Below are 24,124 nucleotides of genomic sequence, written 5' to 3' on the forward strand. Positions count from 1 at the left end.
TCAGGATGCTCCTCCCTGCTCGGGGTGCGGGTGCGTCGGAAGCAAGAGCCTGCCGGTGTCGGCGTCGAACTCGAACAGCTCACCGAAACGGCCCCATTCGATAGCGGTGTCCAGCTGCTTCCTCGCATCGTCCGTGCCATAGAAGGTGCTACGGAGCTGGCCGACGACGTCGTCGATGCTGAGAACGCCCGATGGCGTGTGGCGCAAGTCGTGGACGATGCGCCGCACGAGCGGCGCCGCCTCCATCGCGAGCGTGGCGAACTGCTCCTTGGCCCGGAGCAGATCCGCCGCCGCATAACGACGGCCCTGCTCGGTGATGCGGAGCTCGGTGCCCTGCGGTCGCGCCAGCTTCAGCAGCTCAGCGGCATCGACGACCGGGAGCAGGTCGTCGATCTCATAGCGGAGCTCGTCGGCGATCTCCGCGAGGCCCTCTGTCCCCCCGCGCTCGGCGAGCAGCTCCACGAGGCCACCGAGCTCACCGGTGCTGACAGCGGGGAGGGGCACCTCGATGCCGGTCGCTTCCGCTGACACCGCGTATGAACCGGACGGACCGGCGGGGCGTGCCGCGGCCTGCTGACCGGTGAGAATGCCGTAGACCTCGTCGACGAGCGCCTCGAACGCCGGCGCACGACGATCGCGAGGCTGTGGCAGGTCCACCGTCAGTTCGGCTTTGATGCGTCCCGGGTTGGTATCGAGGACGATCACACGATCGGCGAGCTGAATGGCCTCCTCGATGTTGTGGGTGACGATGAGCGCCGTCCTCGTGGGGAGCGTGCCGTCTCCCCACATGCGCACGAGCTCACCACGCAGGTTCTCGCTGGTCAGCACGTCGAGGGCGGAGAACGGTTCGTCCATCAGGAGGACGTCGGGTTCGACGACGAGGGCGCGGGCGAATCCGACGCGCTGCCGCATGCCCCCCGAAAGCTCCTTCGGGTAGGCCGACTCGAAGCCGTCGAGACCGATCTGGTCGATCGCGTGGAGGGCGCGCTGACGGCGGACCCCCGGACGGATGCCCTTGGCCTCCAGCCCGAGCTCCACGTTCTCGAGAACCGTCAGCCAGGGCAGTAGCGCGAACGACTGAAAGACCAGAGCGGTACCGGGATTGGCCCCGTTCAACACCTGTCCTCGGAACGACACCGTCCCCTTCGTCGGCGAGATCAAACCGGCGATGCAGCGCAGAAGCGTGCTCTTCCCGGAGCCCGAGCGGCCAAGAAGCGCCACGATCTCGCCCTCGCGGATGCTGAGGGTGATGTCGGAGAGCACGGTCTTCTCGCCGCCGTCGGTGGCAAACGACTTGGTGACGTCTCGGACGTCGATGAGCGTGGTGGTCATGGTGGGAGCCCTCCTCACAGGCTGAAGCGCTTCTCAGCGACCAGATAGAGCCGGCGCCAGAAGAGACGGTTGAGTCCGACGACGAACACGGACATGACAATGACCCCGACGAGCACACGGGCCATGTCGCCGTTCTGGGTCGCCTCGGCGATGTAGGCGCCGAGGCCGGTAGCGGTGTAGGTCTGGTGATCGTAGGTGACGACCTCGGCCACGATCGACGCGTTCCATGCGCCGCCGGCCGCGGTGATCCCGCCGGTGACGTACGCGGAGAAGATCGCCGGGAGGATCAGCCGCCGCCAGCGCTGGAACCGCCCGACACGGAAGCTGTCCATGGCCTGCCGCAGGTCGGTGGGAATCGCGCTGGCACCGGCGATGACATTGAACAGGATGTACCACTGCGACCCGAGCGCCATCAGGAGAATGCCGCCGATGTTGAGGGAGATACCCGAGGCGACGAAGAACGCGATCGCGAACGGGAACAGGAAGTTCGCCGGGAAGCTCGCCAACAGCTGCACCACCGGTTGCGCCAACCGGCTGACCCGCGGGTTCATGCCGATCCACACCCCGATCGGCACCCAGACGATCGTCGCGAAGACAAGGATCACGACGACGCGGAGCATCGTGATCGCACCGAGCCCGAACGCCTCGAGGAATGCTCCGACGCCCAGCGATTCCTGGATGAAGACGTAGGCGGCGATCGCGCCGATCAGGATCGTGCCGACGACCGCCACCGTCACGACGACATCCAGTGCGCGCTTGCGCACGACCGGCACCCGCAGCGGATGCTCGGCGAGGCCGAACGGACGCGTCGCCCGATCCAGTGCTCGCCCGATCGGCGCGAAGCCGCCCTCGACGGCCCGAGGCAGCCATGACCTGCTGATCAGGTCCAGCACCATGCTCCTGGGCCGATCCATCGGCGCGGTGTCCTCCTGACGGAAACGCTCCGCCCACGCGACCAACGGCCGCCAGAACAGGAAGTTCACGCCCAGCACCATGATCGCCATGGTGACGATCGCCCAACCCACACGCCCCAGCTGCCCGGCTTCGACCGCGGATGCCACGTAGGCCCCGACGCCCGGGAGTGCGTAGCTGTGGTTGTTGACGGTGATCGCCTCCGACGCCGCGAGGAAGAACCATGCTCCGCCGAAGCTCATCATCCCGTTCCAGACCAGCGGGATCATTCCGGAGGGGACGTCCAGCTTCCAGAACCGCTGCCACTTGGTCAGCCGCATCAGTCGGGTCGCCTCATCCAGATCCTTCGGCTGGCTGGTGAGCGACGCATAGAAGGAGAAGGTCATGTTCCACACCTGCGACGTGAAGATCGCGAAGACTGCGGCGGACTCGAGGCCCAGCGTCGAGCCGGGGAACAGGGCGATGAAGCCGGTGACGGTTACCGAGAGGAACCCGAGGATGGGAACCGACTGGAGGATGTCCAGGGCCGGGAGGATCACCTTCTCGGCCCGGGGCAGTCGTGCGGCGGCGGTAGCGACGACGAAGGTGAACACCAGCGATGCCGCCAGCGCCACGAACATCCGCAGCAGCGAGCGCAGCGCGTAGTACGGCAAGAGAGCCGGATCGGTCGAGATCGACGAGGGCACGTCGTCGAGTCGCACGGGCGCCGACGCACCGGTGGCCGCCTGGATGACCAGAAAGAACAAGACCACGATCGCCAGCGCGACGACGACATCGATCCAGCGGAAACGGACACGACGAAGCGTGCCGGCGCCGGGAACGGTTCGGAGAAGAGGCATGACAGGACCTCACGGAGGGGAGCCGACGGGGGACGCGAAGGGTCCCGTGCCGCGCCGAACTCAGGGACGACCGGACCACGAGAGCACGGGGGCCGCCGTCGCAGGCGCGCGGTAGGGACCGAACGAACTATGGTCGTCGCTCACGACGGATCACCTCCTCGCACTCAGGCAGGCTCACGCCAGGCTCCTCCCCGGGTCGCGCGTGCGTCCGGTTGCGGGACTCCCATGTAAGAGCTTCGGCACTGCACGACGTATCCCGCTCGGGAAGCCACCTGGGATCACCCCTTAATCCGGGGAGACCTGTCCTGATCTTGGGCGTCTCTCGACGTCGTCAGATCAGTGGCTTGTGTTCGCGCAGAAGCCTCACCTAACGAAGTTCTGCCTCGAAGACGGTAGCAGACCCAGGAAACACATCATTCCCTCGACGCGAACACCGCCGTGCTCTGACGCGTGATGAGTTCGGTCGGGATCAGCAACGACGCCTCCGGCACGGAGCCCTCGATGCTGGCGATGAGCGACCGGACCGCGGCGAGGCCCACCGCATCGAAGTGCTGCCGGACGGTCGTCAGCGACGGCCAGAACGAGGCGGCCTCGGGCATGTCGTCGAAGCCGACGACGCTGATCTCTCCCGGGACGTCCGTACCCGCGGCGTGGAGCGCGTGCAGCACCCCGAGCGCCATCTGGTCGTTGGCCGCGAAGACGGCGCTCACTCCGGCCTGCGTCAGGAGCCACTCGCCGGCGGCCTGCCCGGACTCCGCGGACCAGTCGCCGACGAACACCTCCGGGACCGAGGCTCCGCCCGCCTCCAACGTCTGCCGCCACGACTCGCGTCTGCGCTGGGCCGAGAACGACTCGTCGGGGCCGGCCACGTGCCACACCGTGGGGTGTCCGAGGTCGAGGAGATGCTTCGTCGCCAGCCGTGCGCCCTGCGCCTGATCCGTGTCCACGACGGGCTGGTCGTATTCCGCGCTGGAGTCGACGACGACGACGGGAAGCCCACTGGGCAGCTCGATCTCGGATTCGTTGAGGATGTGCGCCTCGATGATGATCACGATGCCGTCGACGGCCTGCTCGCTGAGTCGCGCGAACGCCCCGGACACGCTCGCCTGCGTGGCCGCATCCAGCGGAATGAGCGTCAGCGAGTAGCCCCCCGACGTGGCCTCCGTCGCGATCGCCTCGAGCGTGCGCATGTTGCCGTACGAGGACAGCGAGAACATGATGACGCCGATGCTCTGGTAGCGACCCGATTTCAGCGCTCTCGCCGCTCCGTTCGGCCGGTAGCCCAGGCGCTGCATCGCCCCGATGACCCGCTCACGCGTCTCCGGACGGACGACATCCTTGCCCGTCGCGACGCGGGACACGGTCTGCGCGGATACCCCGGCCGCGCGCGCCACGTCATTGATCGACGGCTCGCGTCGCAGACCATCAGCCATGAAGCGATCCGCCCCGTCTCGTCGGTGAACAAATTGTTTGCGTTGACATTCTACGACGATGTGATCTATGTTTGCGTAAACAACGGGCGCGAGCCCGGGGCATCACGACGAAGAGGCATGGTCAATGACGACTTCCGCGGCGATTCCGCTATCGACGGCGGGCGGGTCCCCCCGCCGCATCCGCCGCGACTGGCGGGGGTGGGCCTTCACCGGCCCGTTCATGGCGGTGTTCGCGCTGGTCTTTCTGGCACCCCTGCTGTACGCGCTGTATCTCAGCCTGTTCCGATCGCAGCTGGTCGGCGGCACGCAGTTCGTGTGGCTGGAGAACTACGGCCACGCGCTCACGGATCCCCAGTTCTGGGAGGCCTTCGGGCGGGTCCTGGTGTTCCTGGTGATCCAGGTGCCGATCATGCTGGCACTCGCACTCGCGGCGGCCCTCGCGATCGACAGTCAGCGCCTGCGCGGCTCCTCCTTCTTCCGCATCACCCTGTTCCTGCCGTACGCGGTGCCCGCCGTCGTGGCGGTGCTGATGTGGGGCTACCTGTACGGCAACCAGTTCGGACTCACGGCGAACATCAACCACCTCGTCGGGTTCGAGCTGATCACGCCGTTCGCGAAGAACTGGATGCTCGTGAGCATCGGCAACATCGTGACGTGGGAGTTCGTCGGCTACAACATGCTGATCTTCTACTCGGCGCTCAAGACGATCCCGACCGAGCTCTATGAGGCCGCATCGATCGACGGCGCGGGCTCGTGGCGGACCGTCTTCTCGATCAAGATCCCGGCGCTGCGAAGCGCGATCGTGATCGCGACGATCTTCTCCATCATCGGCAGCTTCCAGCTCTTCAACGAGCCCAACATCCTCCGCCCGCTCGCGCCGAACGTCATCACGACCTTCTACACACCCAACATGTACGCCTACAACCTGTCGTTCAGCGGGCAGCAGTTCAACTACGCGGCCACGGTCGCGATCATCATGGGCCTGATCACGGCGGTCATCGCCTACGTCGTGCAGCTCCGCGGCTCCCGGGCGGAGGTGCTCTGATGGCGACCACGAGCATCACGAGCACCACCGAGGCCGTCACCACCGCGCCGCGCCGTGCCGCCGAGCGACGCCCCGCCTACGCTCCCCACCGGCCGCGCCGCTCGAAGTGGCTCCTGATCGTGATGGTGCTCTACGCGCTCTACACGCTCGTGCCGCTGGCGTGGCTGCTCATCAACTCGACCAAGTCGTCGAGCGGCCTGTTCTCGAGCTTCGGCCTCTGGTTCGCAGACGACTTCTCGTTCTGGGACAACCTCGTCCAGACCCTCACCTATCACGACGGGATCTTCCTGAGGTGGCTGGGCAACACGCTCCTCTACGTCGTGCTCGGGGCCGGTGGAGCGACCCTGCTGGCCACACTCGCCGGCTACGGGCTCGCGAAGTACCGCTTCCCCGGGCGACGCGCCGTGTTCGCCATCGTGCTCGGGGCGGTGGCGGTGCCGGGCACCGCGCTGGCCGTGCCGACCTTCCTCCTCTTCAGCCAGCTGGGGCTCACGAATACCCCGTGGTCGGTGATCATCCCCTCTCTGATCAGCCCGTTCGGCCTCTACCTGATCTGGGTGTACGCCGCGGACGCGGTGCCGACGGAGCTCCTCGAAGCCGCCCGCCTCGACGGCGCCGGTGAGTTCCGGACCTTCTTCACGATCTCGATCCGGCTGCTGGTGCCCGGCATCGTCACCGTGCTCCTGTTCACGGTCGTCGCGACCTGGAACAACTACTTCCTGCCGTTGATCATGCTCAGCGACCCGCAGTGGTATCCGCTCACGGTCGGTCTGAACCAGTGGGCCGCCCAGGCCCAGGGCGTCTCCGCGCAGCCCATCTACAACCTCGTGATCATGGGCTCGCTCCTCACCATCATCCCCATCGTCATCGCGTTCCTCCTGCTGCAGCGGTTCTGGCAGTCCGGGCTGGGCGCGGGAAGCGTCAAGCAGTGACCGGGCGCCGCTTGCTCAAACCATCACCCGGTGGGGGCTTCGACCCGGAGCCCTGTCGCAACTCCGAAAGGACAACAGCAATGAAGCACTTGTCTCGGGCGGGACGCCGCGCCGCGGTCGTCGTCGCCCTCGGCGCGGCCGCGTCCCTCGCTCTCGCCGCCTGCGCCGGGGGCAGCGGGGCCTCCTCCAGCTCTTCCAGCGACTCGATCGACGCCGCCCTCCAGAAGGGGGGCGAGATCACGTACTGGAGCTGGACGCCTCAGGCCGACGCCCAGGTGAAGGCGTTCGAGGCGGCGTACCCGAACGTCAAGGTCAATCTCGTCAACGCCGGCACCGGAAACGACGAGTACACCAAGCTGCAGAACGCGATCACCGCCGGTTCCGGCGCCCCCGACGTCGTGCAGATCGAGTACTACGCGCTCCCCCAGTTCGAGCTCAGCAACGCGCTGCTCGACCTCTCGCAATACGGATTCGGCGACCTCCAGCAGGACTACACCGCCTCCACGTGGGGACACGTCGTCTCCGGCGACAGCATCTACGGCCTCCCGCAGGACTCGGGCCCCATCGCGCTGTTCTACAACAAGACGGTGTTCGACAAGTACGGCATCCCGGTGCCCACGACGTGGGACCAGTACATCGCCGCGGCCCAGAAGCTGCACGCCGCGGACCCGACGAAGTACATCGCCGCCGACACCGGCGACGCCGGCTTCACCACGACGATGATCTGGCAGGCCGGCGGACAGCCGTTCAAGACCGACGGCACGAACGTCACCATCAACCTCCAGGATGCCGGCACCAAGAAGTGGACGAGCACCTGGAACCAGCTGCTTCAGGGCGGCCTGCTCGCCCCCATCCCCGCGTGGAGCGACGACTGGTACAAGGCGCTCGGCAACGGCACGATCGCCTCGATCGTGCTCGGCGCGTGGATGCCGGGTGTGCTCCAGGGTTCGGTGCCGCAGGCATCCGGTGACTGGGCCGTCGCACCGGTTCCCACGTACGACGGCAAGCCCGCCACGTCCGAGAGCGGCGGTGGCGCGCAGGCCGTGACGAAGCAGAGCCAGAACCCCGCCCTCGCGGCCGGGTTCCTGAAGTGGCTGAACAACAGCGACGCGAGCCTCAAGATCTTCACCGACCAGGGCGGCTTCCCGTCGACGAAGGCGCAACTCACCAGCCCTGACTTCCTTAACTACCAGTCGACGTACTTCGGCGGTCAGAAGATCAACCAGGTGCTCAGCCAGGCTGCGCAGGACGTGGTCCCGGGATGGCAGTACCTGCCGTACCAGGTCTACGCGAACAGCATCTTCGGAGACACCGTCGGCCAGTCCTACGCCAACAAGTCGGACCTCAACCAGGGCCTGACGTCCTGGCAGGCCTCGCTCGTCCAGTACGGCAATTCGCAGGGCTTCTCCGTCAACAAGTAGTTCGTCAGGGGGCGGTCGGATGGGTTCCGGCCGCCCCCTGCGCACCCCCAGCATGAGAAAGGCCCTCCGTGACGTCCTTCACGATCGGTCGCACCGACTTCCTCCTCGATGGCCAGCCGTTCCGGATCCTCTCCGGCGCACTGCACTACTTCCGGGTCCACCCCGAACACTGGGCGCAGCGCATCCGGATGGCACGGCTGATGGGGCTGAACACGATCGAGACGTATGTCGCGTGGAACGCGCATGAGCCCCGGCGCGGCGCGTGGGATGCGACCGGCTGGAACGACCTGGGAGCGTTCCTCGACGCCGTCGCCGCGGAGGGGATGTACGCGATCGTCCGTCCCGGTCCCTACATCTGCGGCGAGTGGCACAACGGCGGGCTTCCGGTCTGGCTGACGCGCGCCTCCGGGATCGGGCTGCGCAGTTCCGAGCCGCGCTATCTCGCCGAGGTGTCGCGCTACCTCCGTCACGTGTACGAGATCGTCGCACCCCGGCAGATCGACGCAGGTGGCAATGTGATCCTCGTGCAGGTCGAGAACGAGTACGGCGCCTACGGCGACGACAAGGACTACCTTGCCGAGCTCGTCCGGGTGACCCGCGACGCGGGGATCACCGTCCCGCTCACGACCGTCGACCAGCCGACGCCGCAGATGCTCCGCGACGGCGCGCTGCCCGGGCTGCACGTCACCGGATCGTTCGGATCGCGCGCCCACGAGCGTCTGCGGACGCTGCGGGAGCACCAGCCCACCGGGCCGCTGATGTGCGCGGAGTTCTGGGACGGCTGGTTCGACTGGTGGGGCGGGCACCATCACGCCACCGCCCCCGCCGACACGGCGGCCGAACTCGACACGCTCCTCGCCGCCGGCGCCTCGGTGAACCTCTACATGTTCCACGGCGGCACCAACTTCGGACTCACCAACGGTGCGAACGACAAGGGCCGGTACCTCCCGCTCGTCACCTCGTACGACTACGACGCGCCGCTCGACGAGGCCGGCCATCCCACCGAGAAGTTCTTCGCCTTCCGGGAGGTGATCGCCCGCTACGCCCCGGTGCCGGCGCTGCCTCCCCTGCCGGACCCCGTGGTCCCGAGCCTCGACGTGCCTCTGAGAGACCACGGCGACTGGCTCGCGGCCATCGACCCGGCCGGCGCGACGACCGACGCGCCGCCCACGTTCGAGCAGCTTCAGCATCTCGACGCGATCGCGGTCTACACCACGGTCTCGCCGCTGCTCCCGGCCGGCGATTCGCACGTCTTCGCGGTCGAGGAGGTCCGCGACCACGCCTGGATCGAGGTGGATGGCGAGCCCGTCGGATCGCTGTCGCGCACACGCCACCAGCACCGGCTCCGGATCCCCGCGGGGAGCGAGCTGACCGTCGTCGTCGAGGAGCAGGGCCGGGTCAACTACGGGCACCGCCTCGGCGAGCACAAGGGCCTCATCGGCGCCGTCACCCTCGACGGAGTCCCGCTGACCGGGTGGACCGCGGCCACTGTCGATCTGCACGCGATCGCCCGGCGCGTCGCACGCGAGCAGAGCCGCACGCCGTCGCCGGCCGGCGGCATCCCGGCCGGACGCGTCGCGCTGCGCGGCGAGTTCACCCTGGACGAGGCATCCGACCTGTTCCTGGACACCCGCACGTGGGGCAAGGGGTATGTCTTCGTCAACGACTTCCTCCTCGGGCGCTACTGGCACAACGGCCCGCAGCGGACGCTGTTCGTGCCGGCTCCGGTCGTGCAGGCGGGCACCAACGTGATCGTCGTACTCGAGCTGGAGCAGGTCATGGACACGACGGCGCGCTTCACCGGCGAGCCCGACCTCGGACCGGTCGAAGAATGACCGTCTCGCTGCTCGGCGCGGGCGTCGTCAAACGTGCGACGCGGCTCTCCGACGGTCGCGAGCTCGTCTACTACGACGATCCGGACACCTCCCTGGGGCCCGACCGTGCCGTCGACACGCGCGTGCTCGATCCTCGTCCCGCGACCGCGACCATGCGGCAGGACATCCTCACCGGGGACTGGATCTCGGTCGCCGCGGCTCGACAGAACCGCGCGTTCCTGCCCCCCGCGGAGCGGGATCCGCTCGCGCCTCAGTCGCCGACCAACCCGTCGGAGATCCCGTCGGACTACGACGTCGCGGTGTTCGAGAACCGCTCGCCCTCGTTCGGGCCGGCGCTCGCGGCGGCATCCGGTGAGGTGCCGGCCTGCGCCAACGCACCGCGCGGCGACGACGACCTCGCGCAGCTGGGGCTCGGGCGCACCCGCTCGAGCATCGGGCGCTGCGAGGTCGTGTGCTTCTCCCCCGAGCCCTCGGGCTCGTTCGGCACCCAGTCCGCGACCCGCGCTCGCACCGTCATCGAGGCGTGGGCCGACCGCACCGCGGTGCTCTCGGCGCTGCCGGGCGTGGAGCAGGTCTTCCCGTTCGAGAACCGCGGCGAAGCGATCGGCGTCACACTGCACCATCCGCACGGGCAGATCTACGCCTATCCCTACGTCACGCCCCGCACCACGCGACTGCTCGACTCGATCGACCGCACCGCGCCGGATCTGTTCGCCCGGATCCTCGAGTTCGAGCAGGCCGGCCCCCGGGTCGTGCTCCGCGGCGAGCATTGGACCGCGTTCGTCCCGTTCGCCGCGCGGTGGCCGATCGAGGTGCACCTCATGCCGCACCGGCACGTGCCCGACTTCGCGGCCCTCGACACGGACGAACGCGACGAGCTCGCGCCGCTGTACCTACGGCTCCTGCGCGGGGTCGACGCACTCTACGACTCCCCGACGCCCTACATCGCGGCCTGGCATCAGGCGCCGGTGCGGGCGGGGCGCGACACCGTGCGCCTCACCATGCAGCTGACGAGCCCCCGCCGGGCGGCGGACAAGCTCAAGTACCTCGCCGGCTCGGAAGCGGCGATGGGCGCGTGGATCGCGGACATCCCGCCTGAGGAAGCGGCCGACCGGCTCCGTGCCGCGGTCGAAGGGGTTCAGCTGTGACGGCCGACCGGGAGGCCGTGGCTCTCTTCCGCGAGCTGACGGGGTCCGCGCCGTTCGGGATGTGGTCCGCACCCGGCCGCGTGAATCTCATCGGCGAGCACACGGACTACAACGAGGGCTTCGTCCTGCCGTTCGCGATCGAGCGTCGGACGTATGCCGCGGTCGGCATCCGCGACGACGGCCGCATCCGTGTCGTGTCGTCTCTCGATCCCCGGGCGCCGGTCGAGGCTGCGCTGAGCGACCTGCCGGCCCTCTTCCCGGACCGCCGCGACGAGATCGCAGAGTGGGCGCGTTACCCGCTGGGCATCGCGTGGGCGCTCCTCACGTCGACGTCGGCGGATGCGCAGGCCGTCTCCGGCGTCGACATCGCGCTGGCCTCGGACGTCCCCGTCGGTGCGGGGCTCTCCTCGTCCGCGGCCATCGAGGGGGCGATCGCCTCCGCGCTCAACGACATCTGGGGACTCGGCCTGCGCCGGGTCGCGCTGGCGCACGCCGGGAATGTCGCGGAGAACACGGCGGTGGGCGCGCCGACGGGAGTCATGGATCAGATGGCGTCGATGCTCGGCGAGCGGGATGCCGCGATCTTCCTCGACTGCCGCTCGCTGGACGCGTCGGTCGTCGAGCTGGGCCTCGCGCGAGCGGGCCTCGAGCTGGTGATCGTCGACACGCGCGTGCAGCACGCCCACTCGACGGGCGGCTACGGGGACCGACGCGCCGCGTGCGAGCGCGGCGCTCAGCTCCTGGGGGTGCCGGCGCTGCGCGATCTGACGATCGCGGACCTTCCTCGAGCGCAGCTGCTCCTGGATGACGTCACCTATCGTCGGGTGCGGCACGTGATCACCGAGGATGCACGGGTTCAGGAGACCGTGCGGACGCTGCAGGAACGCGGGCCGCGCGCGATCGGCCCCCTCCTCGACGCGTCCCACGCATCCATGCGCGACGACTTCGAGATCTCCGTCCCCGAGCTCGACCTCGCGGTGGACACCGCGCGGGCCGCCGGCGCGGTCGGCGCTCGCATGACGGGCGGAGGCTTCGGCGGATCGGCTCTGGCGCTGGTCGACCACGCCCTCGTCCCGACCGTGTCCGCCGCGGTCGAAGCCGCGTTCCTCGCGGCCGGCTTCGCGACCCCGCACGTGTTCACGGTGCGACCCTCGGAAGGCGCCCATCGCGACGGGTAGCTCGGCGTCGCGCGATCCATCGCGCCGCTTCGATCGCGGCGAGCAGAGGGCGGTTGCTGAAGACACCGAGCGTCCGCAGGGACGTCCGCCCGGCCCGAGCGGCGAAGGCTCCAAAAGGGGACCTTCGCCTCTCCCTCGCGCACTGTGCGACGTTATCGTTCGGAGGACGGCGACAGCGACGGATCGGAGGAGGGATGGAACCGCTGCTCCAGTTGCCTGTGTCGGCCGTGGTCCTCGACGGGGGCACCTCGCTCCCACCGGGCACCCTCGACCTCCTCCGGGCCTTGCGCGCCGCGAGTATCCGAGCCGCGCTGACGATCGCCGACGGAACCGCACGGGACGTCCTGGCCGGCACCCGGATCCGCCCTCTGCTGGATGCTCTCGTGGAGGCATCGGACGACGGAGGCACAACGACGTCTTCGCGGTCGGACGCCGGCCCATTCGGCGAGGCTTGCCGACGTCTCGGGGTATCGGCGGCCCGGTCGCTTCTCATCACGGACTCGGAGGCGAGCATCGAGGCCGGTGCCACGTCAGGCTTCGGCCTCACGGTCGGCATCGCCCCGGACCCACGCCGCGCGGCGACCCTGCGACGTGCAGGCGCCGACGCCGTCGTCTCCCGACTCGACCTCCTGGAGGTATCACCGTCGGGAGTCATCGGTCGAGTCGGCGCGCCCGATGAGTGGGTTCTTCGCTTCGTCGGCTACGACCCCGACGCGGAGACCACGCGGGAGAGCCTCTGCACGGTCGCCAACGGCTACTGGGGCACGCGAGGGGCGGCCGAGGAGGCCACCGCCGGACCGCACCACAGCCCCGGCACTTACCTGGCGACGGTGTTCGACGCGGTCGCCGACGGAGCCGCGGTCGCCGAAGAGATCGTCAACGCTCCCAACTGGGTCCGGATCGACCTCCGCCCTGAAGAGGGTGACTGGTTCCGAGCGGATCGAGCAGACCTGCTCGACTTCCGTCAGGATCTCGACCTCCGCCAGGGCGTCCTTCGCCGCATGTTCACGTATCGCGACGACGCCGCACGGGAGACGACGGTCCGCTTCCGGAGAATCGTCTCGCAGGCCGACCCGCGGGTAGGCGCGGTGGAGGCGACCATCGTCGCGCGCAACTGGTCCGGCCGGCTGAGGGTGCGAAGCGGGATCGACACCGCGGTTCGGAACACCTCCACGGACACCGCGAGCACCGACCGGACCGGGCGCAGAAGACAACACCTCCTCGTCCGGGAATGTCGCCACGTCTCGCCCGACACGCTCCTCGTCGAGGCTGAAACGCGCACCTCCGGGGTGCGGATCGCGCTCGCGGAACGCACTCGCGTCTTCCGCGACCACGAACAGCTCCCGACGACGATGGAATTCATGCGGACGAGGGGATTCGCGTTCCATGAGCTCTCTGTAGACCTCGACGAAGGCAAGCCGATCATTGTAGAGAAGATCGTCGGGGTCAGCACCTCCCGTGATCGCGCGACGGCCTCGCCCTCCGCATCGGCGAGGAGCACCGCCGCGCGGGCACCCCGCTTCTCGGTGCTCCTCGACGCTCATGCGCACGCATGGGAAGAACTGTGGTCGGCGTTCGCCGTCACGGTCCTGCCAGTCGGTGGTCACGGTCAGGCACTGAACGTCAACACGTTCCACGTGCTGCAGACGCTCACCCGGGCCGACGAAGATCTCGACGCGGGAGTTCCCGCGCGCGGACTCCACGGCGAGGCGTACGGGGGGCACATCTTCTGGGACGAGCTCTTCGTCTACCCGCTGCTCACCCTCCGCCGGCCGTCGCTCAGCCGCTCCCTGCTCCGATACCGGCATCGTCGGTTGCCCCAGGCTCTCCGCGCCGCCTCGGAAGCCGGGGGGAGCGGGGCCATGTTCCCATGGCAGAGCGCGAGCACCGGGGAGGATGTCACCCCCGACCGCTTGTTCAATCCCCTCACCGGCCGATGGATCCCCGACCATTCGCGCCTGCAGAGGCACGTAGGTCTGGGCATCGCCTACAGCGCCTGGCAGTTCTACCAGACGACCGGGGACGCCGAGTACCTGGCCGAGGAGGGCGCGGACCTCATCATCGGGGTCGCGCGCTTCTTCGCCTCGCTCGCCGACTGGGATGACGGTCGCGGTCGGTACTCGATCCGTGGCGTGATGGGACCCGACGAGTTCCACGACGGGACGCCGGAAGATCCCGGAACCGGGCTGACGGACAACGTGTACACGAACGTCATGACATCCTGGGTGCTGCTCCGCGCCATCGACACCGTGCGGCTCGTCGCTGCGCGGCCGGACCAGGCCGCGGCCCGCGCGTTGACCGTTACGCCGCAAGAGCTGCAGCATTGGGCGCACATCGCCGGACACCTGCGGATCGTGTTCAACGCCGATGGAACGCTCTCGCAATTCGACGGGTACGATCACCTGACCGCGATCGACCTCGACCGCTACCGCGAGCGGTACCCCACCTTCGGACGGCTCGATCTCGTCCTGGATGCCGAAGGCGACACCACCAACCGGTACCAGGTGTCGAAGCAGCCCGATTCACTCATGCTGCTCTATCTGTTCTCCGCCGAAGAGCTCCGCGAGCTCCTGGCGCACATGGGGTACTCGCTCGACGCCGACACGATCGTACGAACCGTCGAACGGTATTCCCGATCTTCGACGTACGGCTCGACACTCTCCAACGTGGTCCACTCCTGGCTGGAGGCCCGCCGTGATCGGTCCCGATCGTGGCAGTTCCTCGAACGCACGCTCCAGAGCGACCTGGCCGACATCCAGGGAGGCACGACCCGATACGGCGTCCACCTGGCGGCGATGGCCGGGTCGGTCGACTTGCTCATGCGCTGCTACGCCGGACTTGAGACGCGCGCGGACACGCTGTGGCTCCATCCCCTGCTGCCGGCGGAGCTCGAGTCCTTGGCCTTCGTCATCATCTACCGCTCACACAAGCTGGCCGTGTCGATCACGCACGTCTCGATTCGCCTCGAATCGGCGCCTGGCGAAGCCAACCCCATACGTGTGATGGTCGAAGGCCAATCGGTGGTGCTGCGCACCGGCCAGACGCGCGTCTTCGACCTACGACCTCCCGCCGACGGACCAAAGGCCTGAGCCGGCGGTGTCGGCGGCGGGATGGGAACCGGCTACCCGGGGGAAGATGCCGCTCATGACGGGACCCGAGCTGGTGCGCCGACGTCCTCCGATGTGCCACGCCGCGTGAGGACGATCCCGTTCTGGCCGGAAGCCCAGCGCACCTGAAGGGTCTCTTCGAACTCGAGATCGTCGAGACGGCGGCGCAGATCGGCGAGCGAGGCCTCCAGCCGCGGCATCCAGCGGTGGGTCACGGCCCGCTCGCGCTGCCGAGTGGTCAGGAGCTCCGCAGCGATGCGACGGACCGCCTCCTCCGATGCCGCATGCCGCACTGCCGCCTCCGCGGCGGCGCGGTGCGCACGCGCGGCAAAAACGAGCGCGCTGCTGCCGGACACCGCCCGCACCTCCGGGAGCACCGCTTCCACCTCGGCCGGAACACGGACGCCCATTATCACTCTCCACTCCAGCTCTGCCCTCGCGGTCGGTGGGGCCGCCGACCGGGCGATGCCCTCAGCGCCGTCGATCGCCGCCGCCCGGGCGAGCCAGAAGTCGGCTTCGCGGGCTGCGGCCTCGAACTCCTCCCGCTGCAGATCGGAGGCGAGCCGCAGCTGCTCGAGGTCGTCTTCGAGAACGCGGCGCTTACGGCCGAGCAACTCCGCTCCGCGTCGCGCGATGTCAAGACGGGACTCGATCCGGGCGCGATCGGCGCGGTTCGCAGATGTCATCCGTCCGCCCCGTCCGCCCGTGCCGGGTCGGCCGCCGGGGTCGTCTGATCCTGCGACGGCCGGTAGCGGTCGACGTACTCGCGCGGGATCATCGTCAGCTCTCGCTTCGGCAGGGCGGCGAGCGCCTGCCAGGCGCGGGTCAGCGTGTCATCGAGGTCGCGCTGCTCGTCGACGCCCTGAGCGAAGAACCCTCGCTCAACCGCATCGCGGAACGCGATGAACGCCCGATCCGTCTCGCCGAGCGCCGATTCACCGATCAGCTCCGCCAGCTCCGCGGCGCTGCGTGCCCGGGCGATCGCCGCGATCACCTGCGCCGCGACATCCTGGTGATCCTCGCGCGTTCTCCCGTGACCGGTGCCAGACCGCATCAGCCTGGAAAGGGAGGAGAGCACATCCACGGGTGGGTAGATCCCGCGCGCCTGGACCTCCGCGTCGAGCACGACCTGGCCCTCGGTGATGTAGCCGGTGAGGTCCGGCACCGGGTGAGTGATATCGCTGCCCGGCATCGTGAGGACGGGCAGGACCGTCACCGAGCCGTCCCGGCCGCGCACCCGGCCGCAGCGCTCGTACAGCGTTGCGAGATCGCTGTAGAGGTAGCCGGGGTAACCGCGCCGGGCGGGGATCTCTTTTCGCGCGGCCGACACCTCGCGGAGCGCCTCCGCGTAGCTCGTCATGTCGCCCATGATGACGAGCACGTCCTGGCCGCCGACATAGGCGAGATCCTCCGCGATTGTCAGCGCGATCCGCGGAGTGAGGATGCGCTCGATGACCGGGTCGTCGGCGGCGTTGAGCAGCAGCACGAGCTCGCCCGCAGCGCTGCGGGCCTCGAGCCGGTCGCGGACGAAGGCGATGTCCGTGTGCGTGAGCCCCATCGCAGCGAACACGACGCGGAACGGGCGCCCGCGCGCGTTCGCCTGGGCCGCGATCTGCGTCGCCAGCTCGAGATGGGGCAGCCCGGCTGCGGAGAAGATCGGGAGCTTCTGCCCCCGGACAAGCGTCATCAGCCCGTCGATGACGGACACCCCTGTGAGCACCGGCTCATCCGGGGGCTCGCGGAATACGGGGTTGAGCGGCCAGCCAGCCACCGGCGCGAGGCGCTCGCCGGTCACCTCCGGGCCGCTGTCGAGCGCCTCGCCGCGGCCGTTGCAGACGCGGCCGAGCCAGCTGTCGCCGACCGGTACGTGGAGCGGCTGGCCGTCGAAGCGCACCTCTACCCCACCGGAGGCGAGACCCGCCGTGCCCTCGAGTACCTGGATGGTCGCAAGGTCGTGGTCGACCTCGAGGACGAGCCCATGCCGGTCAGGGCCGCCGTCGACAGAGATTCGGGCGAACTCGTCCCAGCCGACCCCGGTCGCGTCGCCGACCACGACAAGCGGTCCGCGGACGCTGCGGAGGTCGCGATAGCCGATGGCGGATGGTGTGAGAAGCGCGTCCGGCTCGATCGAGGCCGGCTCGCTCATGATGCCTGCCTCAGCTCCGCAAGGAACGCATCGCGCCGCGCATCCAGCCCGGCCGCGTCGTCGGGTGCGAACTCGTTGCGCGCCCGCAGCAGCGGCGAGAAGTCCCACTGCTCCAGCGTGGTCGCGGCGACCCCGGCCGCGACGAGCCGCTGGCATTCGTCGATCGTGTCGAGCGCAAATCCGAGCAGTGCAGCGCTCTTCGCGCTCGAACTAGATGCGTCGTTTGCCTCGAGGGCGCTCTGGGTCAGAACCCCCTCCCGCAGCAACCGACCGCCGAGCAATGTCATCCGCTCCCGGCCGGGCAGGGCGCTCGCACCGATCACTTCGGCGAGGCCTGCGAGACGGTCTGCCTCGGCGAGGACGCCGAGCGCTCTGGTACGACGCTCTGACCAGCGCGGGTCGTCGTTGGCCGCATGCCAGCGCCCTATCTCATCGACATCACGAGCGAACGAGCCGCGCCAACTCACCGCTGGGTAGTGGCGCGCGTAGGCGAGGTCGCGGTCGAGGGACCAGAGCGCTCGGACGAAGCGCTCGGTGTTCGTCGTCACCGGCTCGCTCATGTCACCGCCCGGCGGAGAGACGGCGCCGATCACGGTGACCGCCGCGGTCCGACCACCGAGGGTCCGGACGCGTGCGGCGCGCGCGTAGAACGCCGCGAGTGCCGACGCGAGCGAGGCCGGGTAGCCCTCCTCCGCAGGCAGGTCGCCGTTTCGGTTCGCGAACTCGCGCAGCGACTCCGCCCAGCGGCTCGTAGAATCGGCGATGACGATGACGTCATAGCCCATGTCGCGGTAGTACTCGGCGATCACGAGCCCCGTATAGATGCTCGCCTCGCGGGCCATCATCGGCATGTTCGAGGTGTTCGCGACGATGACGGTCCGGTCGATCAGGCGGCTGCCATGACGATCGGTCAGCCCGGCGAGGCCCGACAGGACATCCGCCATCTCGTTTCCGCGCTCGCCGCAACCGACGTAGACGATGACGGAAGCATCGCTCCATTTCGCGATTTGCTGCAGCGCCACCGTCTTCCCGGTCCCGAAACCGCCCGGGACGGCCGCCGCCGTGCCCGCCGCGACGGGAAAGAGCAGGTCGAGGACGCGCTGACCGGTGTGAAGCGGGACGACGTCGGGGAGCCGCTCAGCGAAGGGGCGTGGCTCGCGCAGCGGCCACGGCTCGGCGAGCCGCACCTCGCGCCCCGCGATGCGGGCGACCGCATCGCGGGCGGGCGTCTCCCCTTCGGCCGCGATCCATTCCAGCACCCCGGACACGCCGGGCGGCACGAGGACCCGATGCTCCACCGCACCCGAATCGGGCACGGTGCCGAGCAGATCCCCTGCTACGACGGTCGCCCCCGCTATCGCCGAGGGTACGAAGCGCCACCGCCGGTCGAGAATCGACGGATCCTGCGTCGAACCCGGCCGATCCGGGCGCAGCCACTGCGGCGCGCCGGACAGCGGACGGAGTAGGCCGTCGTAGGCGTTCGCAAGGAGGCCCGGGCCGAGCAGGCCGCTGAGCGGCTCGGCTTGCGGGTCTGCCGTATCGCCCACGGCGACGCCGCCGGTGTACTCATAAGCCTGCAACACGGCCGATTCGCCGTCGATCGCGATCGTCTCCGCGGTGATGCGCGCGGCACCGAGAGCGACGACCTCGCCCATCGCAAGGCCGGGGAGCCGATGGGCCTCGACGACCGGGCCGTTGACGCGCGTGATGGCGCCGCTCATGCCCGCACTCCGTGCAGCCAGTCGCCCGCTGCCGCCGCAAGGGCGGGAAGGCTCGCGTCGATGCGGCGTGTGCCGTACGTGGCGATGATGCCGCCGTCCGGAGCGGTCTCGATCGTCACACTGGGCCCGAGGAGGGCGACCACCTCGGCGCGCAATCGACCCTCGAGCGCCGGGTAGTCGTCGCTGTCACGGAGTGCGACGACGGCCGCCGCGATCGCCGCACCGGTGGCGGCCTCAGCCTCCGACCGGGCACGCAGCACGGTCTCCCGGGCGTCACGGCGAGTGCGGGCGAGCCGGGCGGCGGCTTCCCGACGGCCCTCCGCCTCGCCCTCGGCGCGCGCGGCGGCGAGGAGATCATCGGCCTCTTGCTCGGCGGCGGCGATCGTCGCTGCTGCCTCACGGTCAGCGGCTGCCGCGATTCCGGCGGCGCGCTGCTCGGCGGCAGCGCGTAGCGCGCTCACGAGCGGATCCAGCGCGGCGGCAGCGCCCCTGGGCAGCTCGCTCATGCTGGAAGCACCGTCGTGAGTCGGTCGTCGCGGTGTTCGCCGATCGCGGCCGCCGCGGCGGGCGTCAGAATGACCATGCCGAAGCTCGCGGGTAGCGCGTCCCACGCCCTCCGGGCGGTGTCGGCATCCTCCGCCGGCCAGGTCGCTACGCCGACGAGCGCGTAGCCCTCGATGCGGGCCGCCTGACCGATCGCGGCGATGCCCGTCTGCCGCAGCTCAGGCATTGCCGATCAAGATGATCGCGACGATGAGCCCATATATGGCGATGCCCTCCGCGAGGCCGACGATGACCATCGAGCGGCCGAACATCTCCGGTCGTTCGCTCATCGCGGCCAGCGCCGCCGAGCCGGTGTAGGCGACAGCGATCGCCGCGCCCAGCGAGGAACCGGCGACGGCGATCGCCGCGCCGAGCAGCGCCGCCCAGGACGCGGACGAGGTCGACGAACCGGACGCTGCCGCGACCTGCGCGGCCTGCGCCGCCGCGGGGTGCAGGGCCGTCACGAGCGCAACGACGCCGCCGAAGGCGATCGCCGCATTCGCCCCGAGCAGCACGCCGAGGCCGGTGCGTCGTCGCCGGCGCATGAGCATCATCGAGATGGCGGTCACGACGACGAGGAGGGCGATGGCGGACAGCGAGAGAATCACGGGGCGGCCCCTTCCGGAATGGTCGGTTCGGTGTCGGTTACGTCGGTTGCGGTCGAGGTCGCGATCCCTGTCTGGTCATCGGACTCACTCCTGGGCAGTGCGGGCGCCCACGGACGGAACGCCCGACCCTCGCCGAGGAAGATCCGCGAGAAGAGCTCGTAGTACTCGAGCCGGAGGGCCTGGATACCCGCGACCAGCAGCTCCAGGCCGAAGGCGATCGCATTCCCGACAAGGAAAAGCAGGATCGCAAGCGGCGCACGCCAGTCGGCGTGCCACAACGCGGAGGTGCCCTGCCACACGACCGCCATCAGCGCGGCGTGCATCAGGCCGAAGGCGGCGAGGCGGGCGAAGGAGATGAGGTTCGAGCCGAGCCGGACCACGGTGTCCACGAGCTCGATCGCGGCCTGCATGACGCCGAGCCCCCCTCCACCAGAGTCGATGTAGAGACCGACGAAGATCGCGGCGAGCGCGAGCAGCCCCGCGACAGCGGCAGCGATGTCGAGCACGACGATGTCGAAGTAGACGCCCCCGGCGACGAGCGCCACCGCGACGTAGAGCAGGATGCCGGCGATCCCCGTACGGGAGTACAACGCATAGGCCCAGCCGCCCTCGCGCACCCGGTTCACCGTGCCGACCACGAGGGAGACCCCCAGTAGCCCTGCGCCGATGAGGATCCCCACGACCATCAGCTCGATCGGCTGTTCGAGCGGGTTGATCCAGAGGGTCGGGACGATCCCGGTCGGACCGAAGAACTCACCGTAGAGGAGACCGAACACCGCCGCGGCGATGCCGGCCGCGGCGATGAACCCGCCAAGTTGCCGGTAGCGCCGCAACGGAGGGATCCAGCCGGCGATCACGGCCACACCGACGAGCGCAAGGACGGTTCCCTGCCCGACGTCGCCGAACATGACCCCGAACATGAGGACGTAACTCGCTGCCGCGATCCAGCTGGGATCGACGTCGTCGTAGGGGACGACGCCGTAGGTGTCGACCAGGACGCGCCGCGCGGTCGGCCGCCGGGGTCCGCTGAGGAGGGTCGGCGGTTGCTCGCCTCGCGGACGGGCGATCGGGACGACCGCCGCGCCGATGGGAGCGAGCCCGGCCATCAGCTCCGGCAGCCGCGGCGACGGTGTCCAGCCGACGAAGCCGGCGACCGGCCCGAACACGACCGCCGATCGCTCGGCGAGCGAGAACGCGTCGGCCGCAGTCTCGGCGGGCCCGGTCGGCAGCGCGAGCTCAACCCCGCCATGTCGGGCGATCGCGTCGAGCATCGACCGCACCCGGTCGGACGGAGCCACGAGTGCGACCCGCTCCATCCGTGTGGGGGTGAGTGCGCTACGCCACGACATCGAGCACCGCCTTGCCGGCTTGCTCCGCCGTCTCGCCGGTATCGCCTGGGACGGCCGGGATCCCGCCCGTGTGCCGTCCCGCGACGGCGACCGCCGCCCGTGCTCGCCACACGTCCACGGCGAGCATCGCGACCACGGCGACCACGACGGCCGGGCCGTCCGCGTTTCGCCGCAGCAGGCGCAGCGAGTCGGTCTCGATGCGGGCCACGAGTCGCGCTTCTGCGAGCCACAGCGCCTCCGGCCCGTCGAGGTCACGGAACGGCTCGGCCGCGCCGTATGGCAACGAGGCAGCGAACGCGTCGAGCGTCCGCGCCGTCGCCCAGGTCTCGCCGAGGAATGGCCGCAGCGACTCCAGACACCGGGTGGTCGGTGGCGCGCCCTGAACAACAGCGACGCGAGCGGCGAGCAACGCCGCCCCCGCGACCGCCCACGGCCGGGTGAAAGGTGCCGCGACAGCGACCCGCCGCAGCCACGCGGCCGTCAGCTCGTCACGAAGCTCTGCCGGGCCCGTCGCACCGACCCGGCCCCACGGCGAACGGCCGAGCTCTTCCCGGAGTGCAGGAAAGTCGCGCGCCAGGCGTAGTCGCGGCCACGCCGTCGCGAGCGAGCCGAGTTCCCAGGACGTCGGCGCCTCGGTGCCGTCGTCGAAGGAGCGCGCGAGCGCGACCGCGTTGTCGCGCTCGTAGGGAGCCGCAAGCACACGGAAGAGGGCAGCCCCCGGTCGCGGAGCCCAGCCGGCGAGGACCCGCGTCCGCCATAGGAGCGCCCCACGCATCGCGTGCTCGGCGTCGCCACGGTCCGTGAAGGCCGCGCCCCGGTCCGACCCTTCGCCTGTGGCCGCCGCAATCACGCCGAGCGCTTCGGGCAGGTCGCCGGCGGCGAGCTCCTGCGCCGTGCCCGCGCCGAGTCGGCGTCGCGCGATGCCGCGAGCCCGGGTCGCAACGGCGACCCAGTCACCGTTCACGGCGTACGCCTGGTCGGTGCACCACCAAGGAGGTGCGCGACAGCGTGGGCCACGAGTCCAGCGCGTTCCGCGGCCGCGGCCGCGGAAGTCCGCGCTGCTTGGTCCTGGGCGCGGGCGAGCTCGGCCGTCGCATCGTTGTCGGCCTGCGCGACGATCCGCGCTGCCGCATCGGCCTGTGTCGTCGGGGCGCGTTGCCGGGCCGCCGCGATGAGGTCGGCGGCCCGCCGGCGCGCGGTCTCGACGCCGGCCTCGCCCCTCGCCGTCACCTCCGCGACGAGCCGTCCGTCCGCCGCGATGCCGGCGGCGAGAGCGGCGAACACCGGCGCGAGCTCCGCGGCCGGGCCGGTCAGCTCGTTCGTGGGGACGCCTGTGGTACCGGCGGCGCCCGGCGTGCCCACGAGGCGGAACCGGTCAAGGAAGTCGAGTCGAGTCACGGCAGTTCCCGCTCCTCTCCGACAGGTGGTCCGGTCACCCGCGACAGCCGCATTGTACTGCGGCGGCCTTCTCCTCGGGCGAGTGCCGAAGCGTCGTCGGCAGGGGCTTCAGCTCGCGCCGGTTATCTCAGGGATTTGTTCGGTGACAGCCTTTTGGTGCCCCTGGAGGGAGTCGAACCCCCAACCCTCTCCTTAGGACGGAGCTGCTCTTCCGTTGAGCTACAGAGGCCGGCACCCCGATTCTATGAGAGTTCCCTGGACATGGCGGGCAGGGGGTTGCACCTTGCGGGGGATCTCGGAATCGTGGCCGACGGCAGACATCCACGGAAGGAGAGCACCATGCTCACGCTCACCGAGAACGCTGCATCCGCGGTGAAGGGTCTCATCACTCGGATCCCGGACACCGATCACGGAGGGTTGCGCATTCGGAATACGGATGCGCAGGACGCCAGCTTCGAGCTGGCGCTGGTTCCCGAACCGAACGACGAGGACACGGTCATCGAGGTCGACGGGGCACGCGTGTTCGTCGACCCGGTCGTCGTCGACGCGCTCGATGACCGCGTGCTGGACGCGAAGGTCGCAGAGGACGGATCCATCCGGTTCGCCCTCGGCGTTCAGGGCTGACGCTAGACGACACCGCCCGCGGCGGCCGGAGCATCCGGGCTGGGGGCCGACGCGGCGGAGGTCTCGCGAGCGACGAAGTTCTCGATGTCGAAGAGATTGTCGGTGCGCTCCGCGACGTTCAGGAGCGTCTGCATCGACGCGATCTCCTCGACCTGCTCCCGCAGGAACCAGAGCATCGCCTGCTCGCCGAGACCATCGCTCTCGGTACGGGCGGCGCCGAACAGCACCTGGATCTGCTCGGACACCGTCTTCTCCTGCGCGAGAGCCAGGGCGATCGCCTCACGCACGTTCTCGAAGTCGTTGACGACCGCCGGGATCGCCGGGATCACCACGCGCATGCCACGGTCGAGGCGGTAGCGGACCAGCATCATCGCGTGGTTCCGCTCCTCGCGCGACTGACGGTAGAAGTACCCGGCGAGCTGCGGCAGGTCGTGGTCGTCGAACCACACCGCGATCGCGATGTACTGCTGCGAAGCGGCGAACTCGTGGCCGATCTGCTCGCTGAGGAGCGTATCGAAAGTGGGCATGTCTGATCCTTCCGGTCGCTTGAGGG

The 24,124-nt window shown here is 69.5% G+C and carries 21 protein-coding genes, 1 tRNA gene and 1 riboswitch; of the genes, 8 read left to right on the plus strand and 14 right to left on the minus strand.

The window, feature by feature from the left end:
• The 3 genes from ABCS02_RS20860 to ABCS02_RS20870 all read right to left on the minus strand — a co-directional run bounded on the left by ABCS02_RS20860 (window position 1) and on the right by ABCS02_RS20870 (window position 4,516).
• Window positions 1-1,332: a nitrate/sulfonate/bicarbonate ABC transporter ATP-binding protein gene (locus ABCS02_RS20860; protein ID WP_345837611.1), complete on the minus strand. Its 1,332-nt coding sequence runs from the start codon at window positions 1,330-1,332 to the stop codon at window positions 1-3.
• A 14-nt stretch (window positions 1,333-1,346) separates the two neighbouring features.
• Window positions 1,347-3,083 (minus strand): ABC transporter permease subunit, encoded by a 1,737-nt coding sequence (locus tag ABCS02_RS20865; RefSeq protein WP_345837612.1) that lies wholly within the window; start codon window positions 3,081-3,083, stop codon window positions 1,347-1,349.
• Between the two features lie 214 nt (window positions 3,084-3,297).
• Window positions 3,298-3,465: riboswitch (M-box (ykoK) riboswitch) on the minus strand.
• A gap of 31 nt (window positions 3,466-3,496) precedes the next feature.
• Complete coding sequence (locus ABCS02_RS20870; protein ID WP_345837613.1) at window positions 3,497-4,516, minus strand: LacI family DNA-binding transcriptional regulator; 1,020 nt, start codon at window positions 4,514-4,516, stop codon at window positions 3,497-3,499.
• Between the two features lie 124 nt (window positions 4,517-4,640).
• Between ABCS02_RS20870 and ABCS02_RS20875 the strand changes: the two genes are divergently transcribed.
• From ABCS02_RS20875 to ABCS02_RS20905, 7 genes are all read left to right on the plus strand, one after another.
• On the plus strand, window positions 4,641-5,561 hold the full coding sequence (locus ABCS02_RS20875; protein ID WP_345837614.1) for a sugar ABC transporter permease: 921 nt from the start codon (window positions 4,641-4,643) through the stop codon (window positions 5,559-5,561).
• Between the two features lie 122 nt (window positions 5,562-5,683).
• A complete protein-coding gene (locus ABCS02_RS20880; protein ID WP_345838001.1) occupies window positions 5,684-6,493 on the plus strand; it encodes a carbohydrate ABC transporter permease in 810 nt (269 codons plus the stop codon).
• Between the two features lie 80 nt (window positions 6,494-6,573).
• Window positions 6,574-7,914: a sugar ABC transporter substrate-binding protein gene (locus ABCS02_RS20885; protein ID WP_345837615.1), complete on the plus strand. Its 1,341-nt coding sequence runs from the start codon at window positions 6,574-6,576 to the stop codon at window positions 7,912-7,914.
• Window positions 7,915-7,982: 68 nt separating this feature from the next.
• Window positions 7,983-9,749, plus strand: coding sequence for a beta-galactosidase family protein (locus ABCS02_RS20890; RefSeq protein WP_345837616.1), 1,767 nt, complete (start codon window positions 7,983-7,985; stop codon window positions 9,747-9,749).
• A complete protein-coding gene (galT, locus tag ABCS02_RS20895; RefSeq protein WP_345837617.1) occupies window positions 9,746-10,897 on the plus strand; it encodes a galactose-1-phosphate uridylyltransferase in 1,152 nt (383 codons plus the stop codon). The genes ABCS02_RS20890 and galT overlap by 4 nt, the downstream gene beginning before the upstream one ends.
• Window positions 10,894-12,075, plus strand: a complete 1,182-nt coding sequence (gene galK, locus ABCS02_RS20900; RefSeq protein ID WP_345837618.1) for a galactokinase — start codon at window positions 10,894-10,896, stop codon at window positions 12,073-12,075. The genes galT and galK overlap by 4 nt, the downstream gene beginning before the upstream one ends.
• Before the next feature lie 194 nt (window positions 12,076-12,269).
• Window positions 12,270-15,164: a glycosyl hydrolase family 65 protein gene (locus tag ABCS02_RS20905; protein WP_345837619.1), complete on the plus strand. Its 2,895-nt coding sequence runs from the start codon at window positions 12,270-12,272 to the stop codon at window positions 15,162-15,164.
• A 53-nt stretch (window positions 15,165-15,217) separates the two neighbouring features.
• Here the strand turns inward: ABCS02_RS20905 and ABCS02_RS20910 are convergent, their stop codons facing one another.
• The 10 genes from ABCS02_RS20910 to ABCS02_RS20955 all read right to left on the minus strand — a co-directional run bounded on the left by ABCS02_RS20910 (window position 15,218) and on the right by ABCS02_RS20955 (window position 23,176).
• Window positions 15,218-15,868, minus strand: a complete 651-nt coding sequence (locus ABCS02_RS20910; protein ID WP_345837620.1) for a V-type ATP synthase subunit D — start codon at window positions 15,866-15,868, stop codon at window positions 15,218-15,220.
• Window positions 15,865-17,328: a V-type ATP synthase subunit B gene (locus ABCS02_RS20915; protein WP_345837621.1), complete on the minus strand. Its 1,464-nt coding sequence runs from the start codon at window positions 17,326-17,328 to the stop codon at window positions 15,865-15,867. The genes ABCS02_RS20910 and ABCS02_RS20915 overlap by 4 nt, the downstream gene beginning before the upstream one ends.
• Window positions 17,325-19,049 carry a V-type ATP synthase subunit A gene (locus ABCS02_RS20920; protein WP_345837622.1) on the minus strand — a complete coding sequence of 575 codons (1,725 nt, stop codon included), beginning with the start codon at window positions 19,047-19,049 and terminating at the stop codon, window positions 17,325-17,327. Before ABCS02_RS20920 ends, ABCS02_RS20915 begins: the two co-directional genes overlap by 4 nt.
• The gene (locus tag ABCS02_RS20925) at window positions 19,046-19,555 is read right to left on the minus strand and encodes a hypothetical protein (protein WP_345837623.1); all 510 of its coding nucleotides are present in this window, start codon (window positions 19,553-19,555) and stop codon (window positions 19,046-19,048) included. Before ABCS02_RS20925 ends, ABCS02_RS20920 begins: the two co-directional genes overlap by 4 nt.
• Window positions 19,552-19,779, minus strand: a complete 228-nt coding sequence (locus ABCS02_RS20930; protein WP_345837624.1) for a hypothetical protein — start codon at window positions 19,777-19,779, stop codon at window positions 19,552-19,554. The genes ABCS02_RS20925 and ABCS02_RS20930 overlap by 4 nt, the downstream gene beginning before the upstream one ends.
• The gene (locus tag ABCS02_RS20935; RefSeq protein ID WP_345837625.1) at window positions 19,772-20,200 is read right to left on the minus strand and encodes an ATP synthase subunit C; all 429 of its coding nucleotides are present in this window, start codon (window positions 20,198-20,200) and stop codon (window positions 19,772-19,774) included. The genes ABCS02_RS20930 and ABCS02_RS20935 overlap by 8 nt, the downstream gene beginning before the upstream one ends.
• Window positions 20,197-21,549 carry a V-type ATPase 116kDa subunit family protein gene (locus tag ABCS02_RS20940; RefSeq protein ID WP_345837626.1) on the minus strand — a complete coding sequence of 451 codons (1,353 nt, stop codon included), beginning with the start codon at window positions 21,547-21,549 and terminating at the stop codon, window positions 20,197-20,199. Before ABCS02_RS20940 ends, ABCS02_RS20935 begins: the two co-directional genes overlap by 4 nt.
• Window positions 21,536-22,513, minus strand: coding sequence for a hypothetical protein (locus tag ABCS02_RS20945; protein WP_345837627.1), 978 nt, complete (start codon window positions 22,511-22,513; stop codon window positions 21,536-21,538). Before ABCS02_RS20945 ends, ABCS02_RS20940 begins: the two co-directional genes overlap by 14 nt.
• Window positions 22,510-22,947: a hypothetical protein gene (locus tag ABCS02_RS20950; protein WP_345837628.1), complete on the minus strand. Its 438-nt coding sequence runs from the start codon at window positions 22,945-22,947 to the stop codon at window positions 22,510-22,512. Before ABCS02_RS20950 ends, ABCS02_RS20945 begins: the two co-directional genes overlap by 4 nt.
• A gap of 154 nt (window positions 22,948-23,101) precedes the next feature.
• A tRNA-Arg gene (locus ABCS02_RS20955) sits at window positions 23,102-23,176 on the minus strand.
• Between the two features lie 110 nt (window positions 23,177-23,286).
• Here ABCS02_RS20955 and ABCS02_RS20960 point away from each other — a divergent pair.
• A complete protein-coding gene (locus tag ABCS02_RS20960) occupies window positions 23,287-23,571 on the plus strand; it encodes a Fe-S cluster assembly protein HesB (RefSeq protein ID WP_345837629.1) in 285 nt (94 codons plus the stop codon).
• Between the two features lie 2 nt (window positions 23,572-23,573).
• Here ABCS02_RS20960 and ABCS02_RS20965 read toward each other — a convergent pair whose 3' ends face one another.
• Window positions 23,574-24,098: a ferritin gene (locus ABCS02_RS20965; protein ID WP_345837630.1), complete on the minus strand. Its 525-nt coding sequence runs from the start codon at window positions 24,096-24,098 to the stop codon at window positions 23,574-23,576.
• Between the last annotated feature and the right edge of the window lie 26 nt (window positions 24,099-24,124).

Source organism: Microbacterium sp. X-17, from assembly GCF_039615055.1.

What these genes read in the sequence shown, in the direction of transcription:
- ABCS02_RS20860 (WP_345837611.1), bottom strand. Translation starts at nt 1,332, where the DNA reads ATGACCACCACGCTCATCGACGTCCGAGACGTCACCAAGTCGTTTGCC.
- ABCS02_RS20865 (WP_345837612.1), bottom strand. Translation starts at nt 3,083, where the DNA reads ATGCCTCTTCTCCGAACCGTTCCCGGCGCCGGCACGCTTCGTCGTGTC.
- ABCS02_RS20870 (WP_345837613.1), bottom strand. Translation starts at nt 4,516, where the DNA reads ATGGCTGATGGTCTGCGACGCGAGCCGTCGATCAATGACGTGGCGCGC.
- ABCS02_RS20875 (WP_345837614.1), top strand. Translation starts at nt 4,641, where the DNA reads ATGACGACTTCCGCGGCGATTCCGCTATCGACGGCGGGCGGGTCCCCC.
- ABCS02_RS20880 (WP_345838001.1), top strand. Translation starts at nt 5,684, where the DNA reads ATGGTGCTCTACGCGCTCTACACGCTCGTGCCGCTGGCGTGGCTGCTC.
- ABCS02_RS20885 (WP_345837615.1), top strand. Translation starts at nt 6,574, where the DNA reads ATGAAGCACTTGTCTCGGGCGGGACGCCGCGCCGCGGTCGTCGTCGCC.
- galT (WP_345837617.1), top strand. Translation starts at nt 9,746, where the DNA reads ATGACCGTCTCGCTGCTCGGCGCGGGCGTCGTCAAACGTGCGACGCGG.
- ABCS02_RS20905 (WP_345837619.1), top strand. Translation starts at nt 12,270, where the DNA reads ATGGAACCGCTGCTCCAGTTGCCTGTGTCGGCCGTGGTCCTCGACGGG.
- ABCS02_RS20910 (WP_345837620.1), bottom strand. Translation starts at nt 15,868, where the DNA reads ATGACATCTGCGAACCGCGCCGATCGCGCCCGGATCGAGTCCCGTCTT.
- ABCS02_RS20915 (WP_345837621.1), bottom strand. Translation starts at nt 17,328, where the DNA reads ATGAGCGAGCCGGCCTCGATCGAGCCGGACGCGCTTCTCACACCATCC.
- ABCS02_RS20920 (WP_345837622.1), bottom strand. Translation starts at nt 19,049, where the DNA reads ATGAGCGGCGCCATCACGCGCGTCAACGGCCCGGTCGTCGAGGCCCAT.
- ABCS02_RS20925 (WP_345837623.1), bottom strand. Translation starts at nt 19,555, where the DNA reads ATGAGCGAGCTGCCCAGGGGCGCTGCCGCCGCGCTGGATCCGCTCGTG.
- ABCS02_RS20930 (WP_345837624.1), bottom strand. Translation starts at nt 19,779, where the DNA reads ATGCCTGAGCTGCGGCAGACGGGCATCGCCGCGATCGGTCAGGCGGCC.
- ABCS02_RS20940 (WP_345837626.1), bottom strand. Translation starts at nt 21,549, where the DNA reads ATGTCGTGGCGTAGCGCACTCACCCCCACACGGATGGAGCGGGTCGCA.
- ABCS02_RS20960 (WP_345837629.1), top strand. Translation starts at nt 23,287, where the DNA reads ATGCTCACGCTCACCGAGAACGCTGCATCCGCGGTGAAGGGTCTCATC.
- ABCS02_RS20965 (WP_345837630.1), bottom strand. Translation starts at nt 24,098, where the DNA reads ATGCCCACTTTCGATACGCTCCTCAGCGAGCAGATCGGCCACGAGTTC.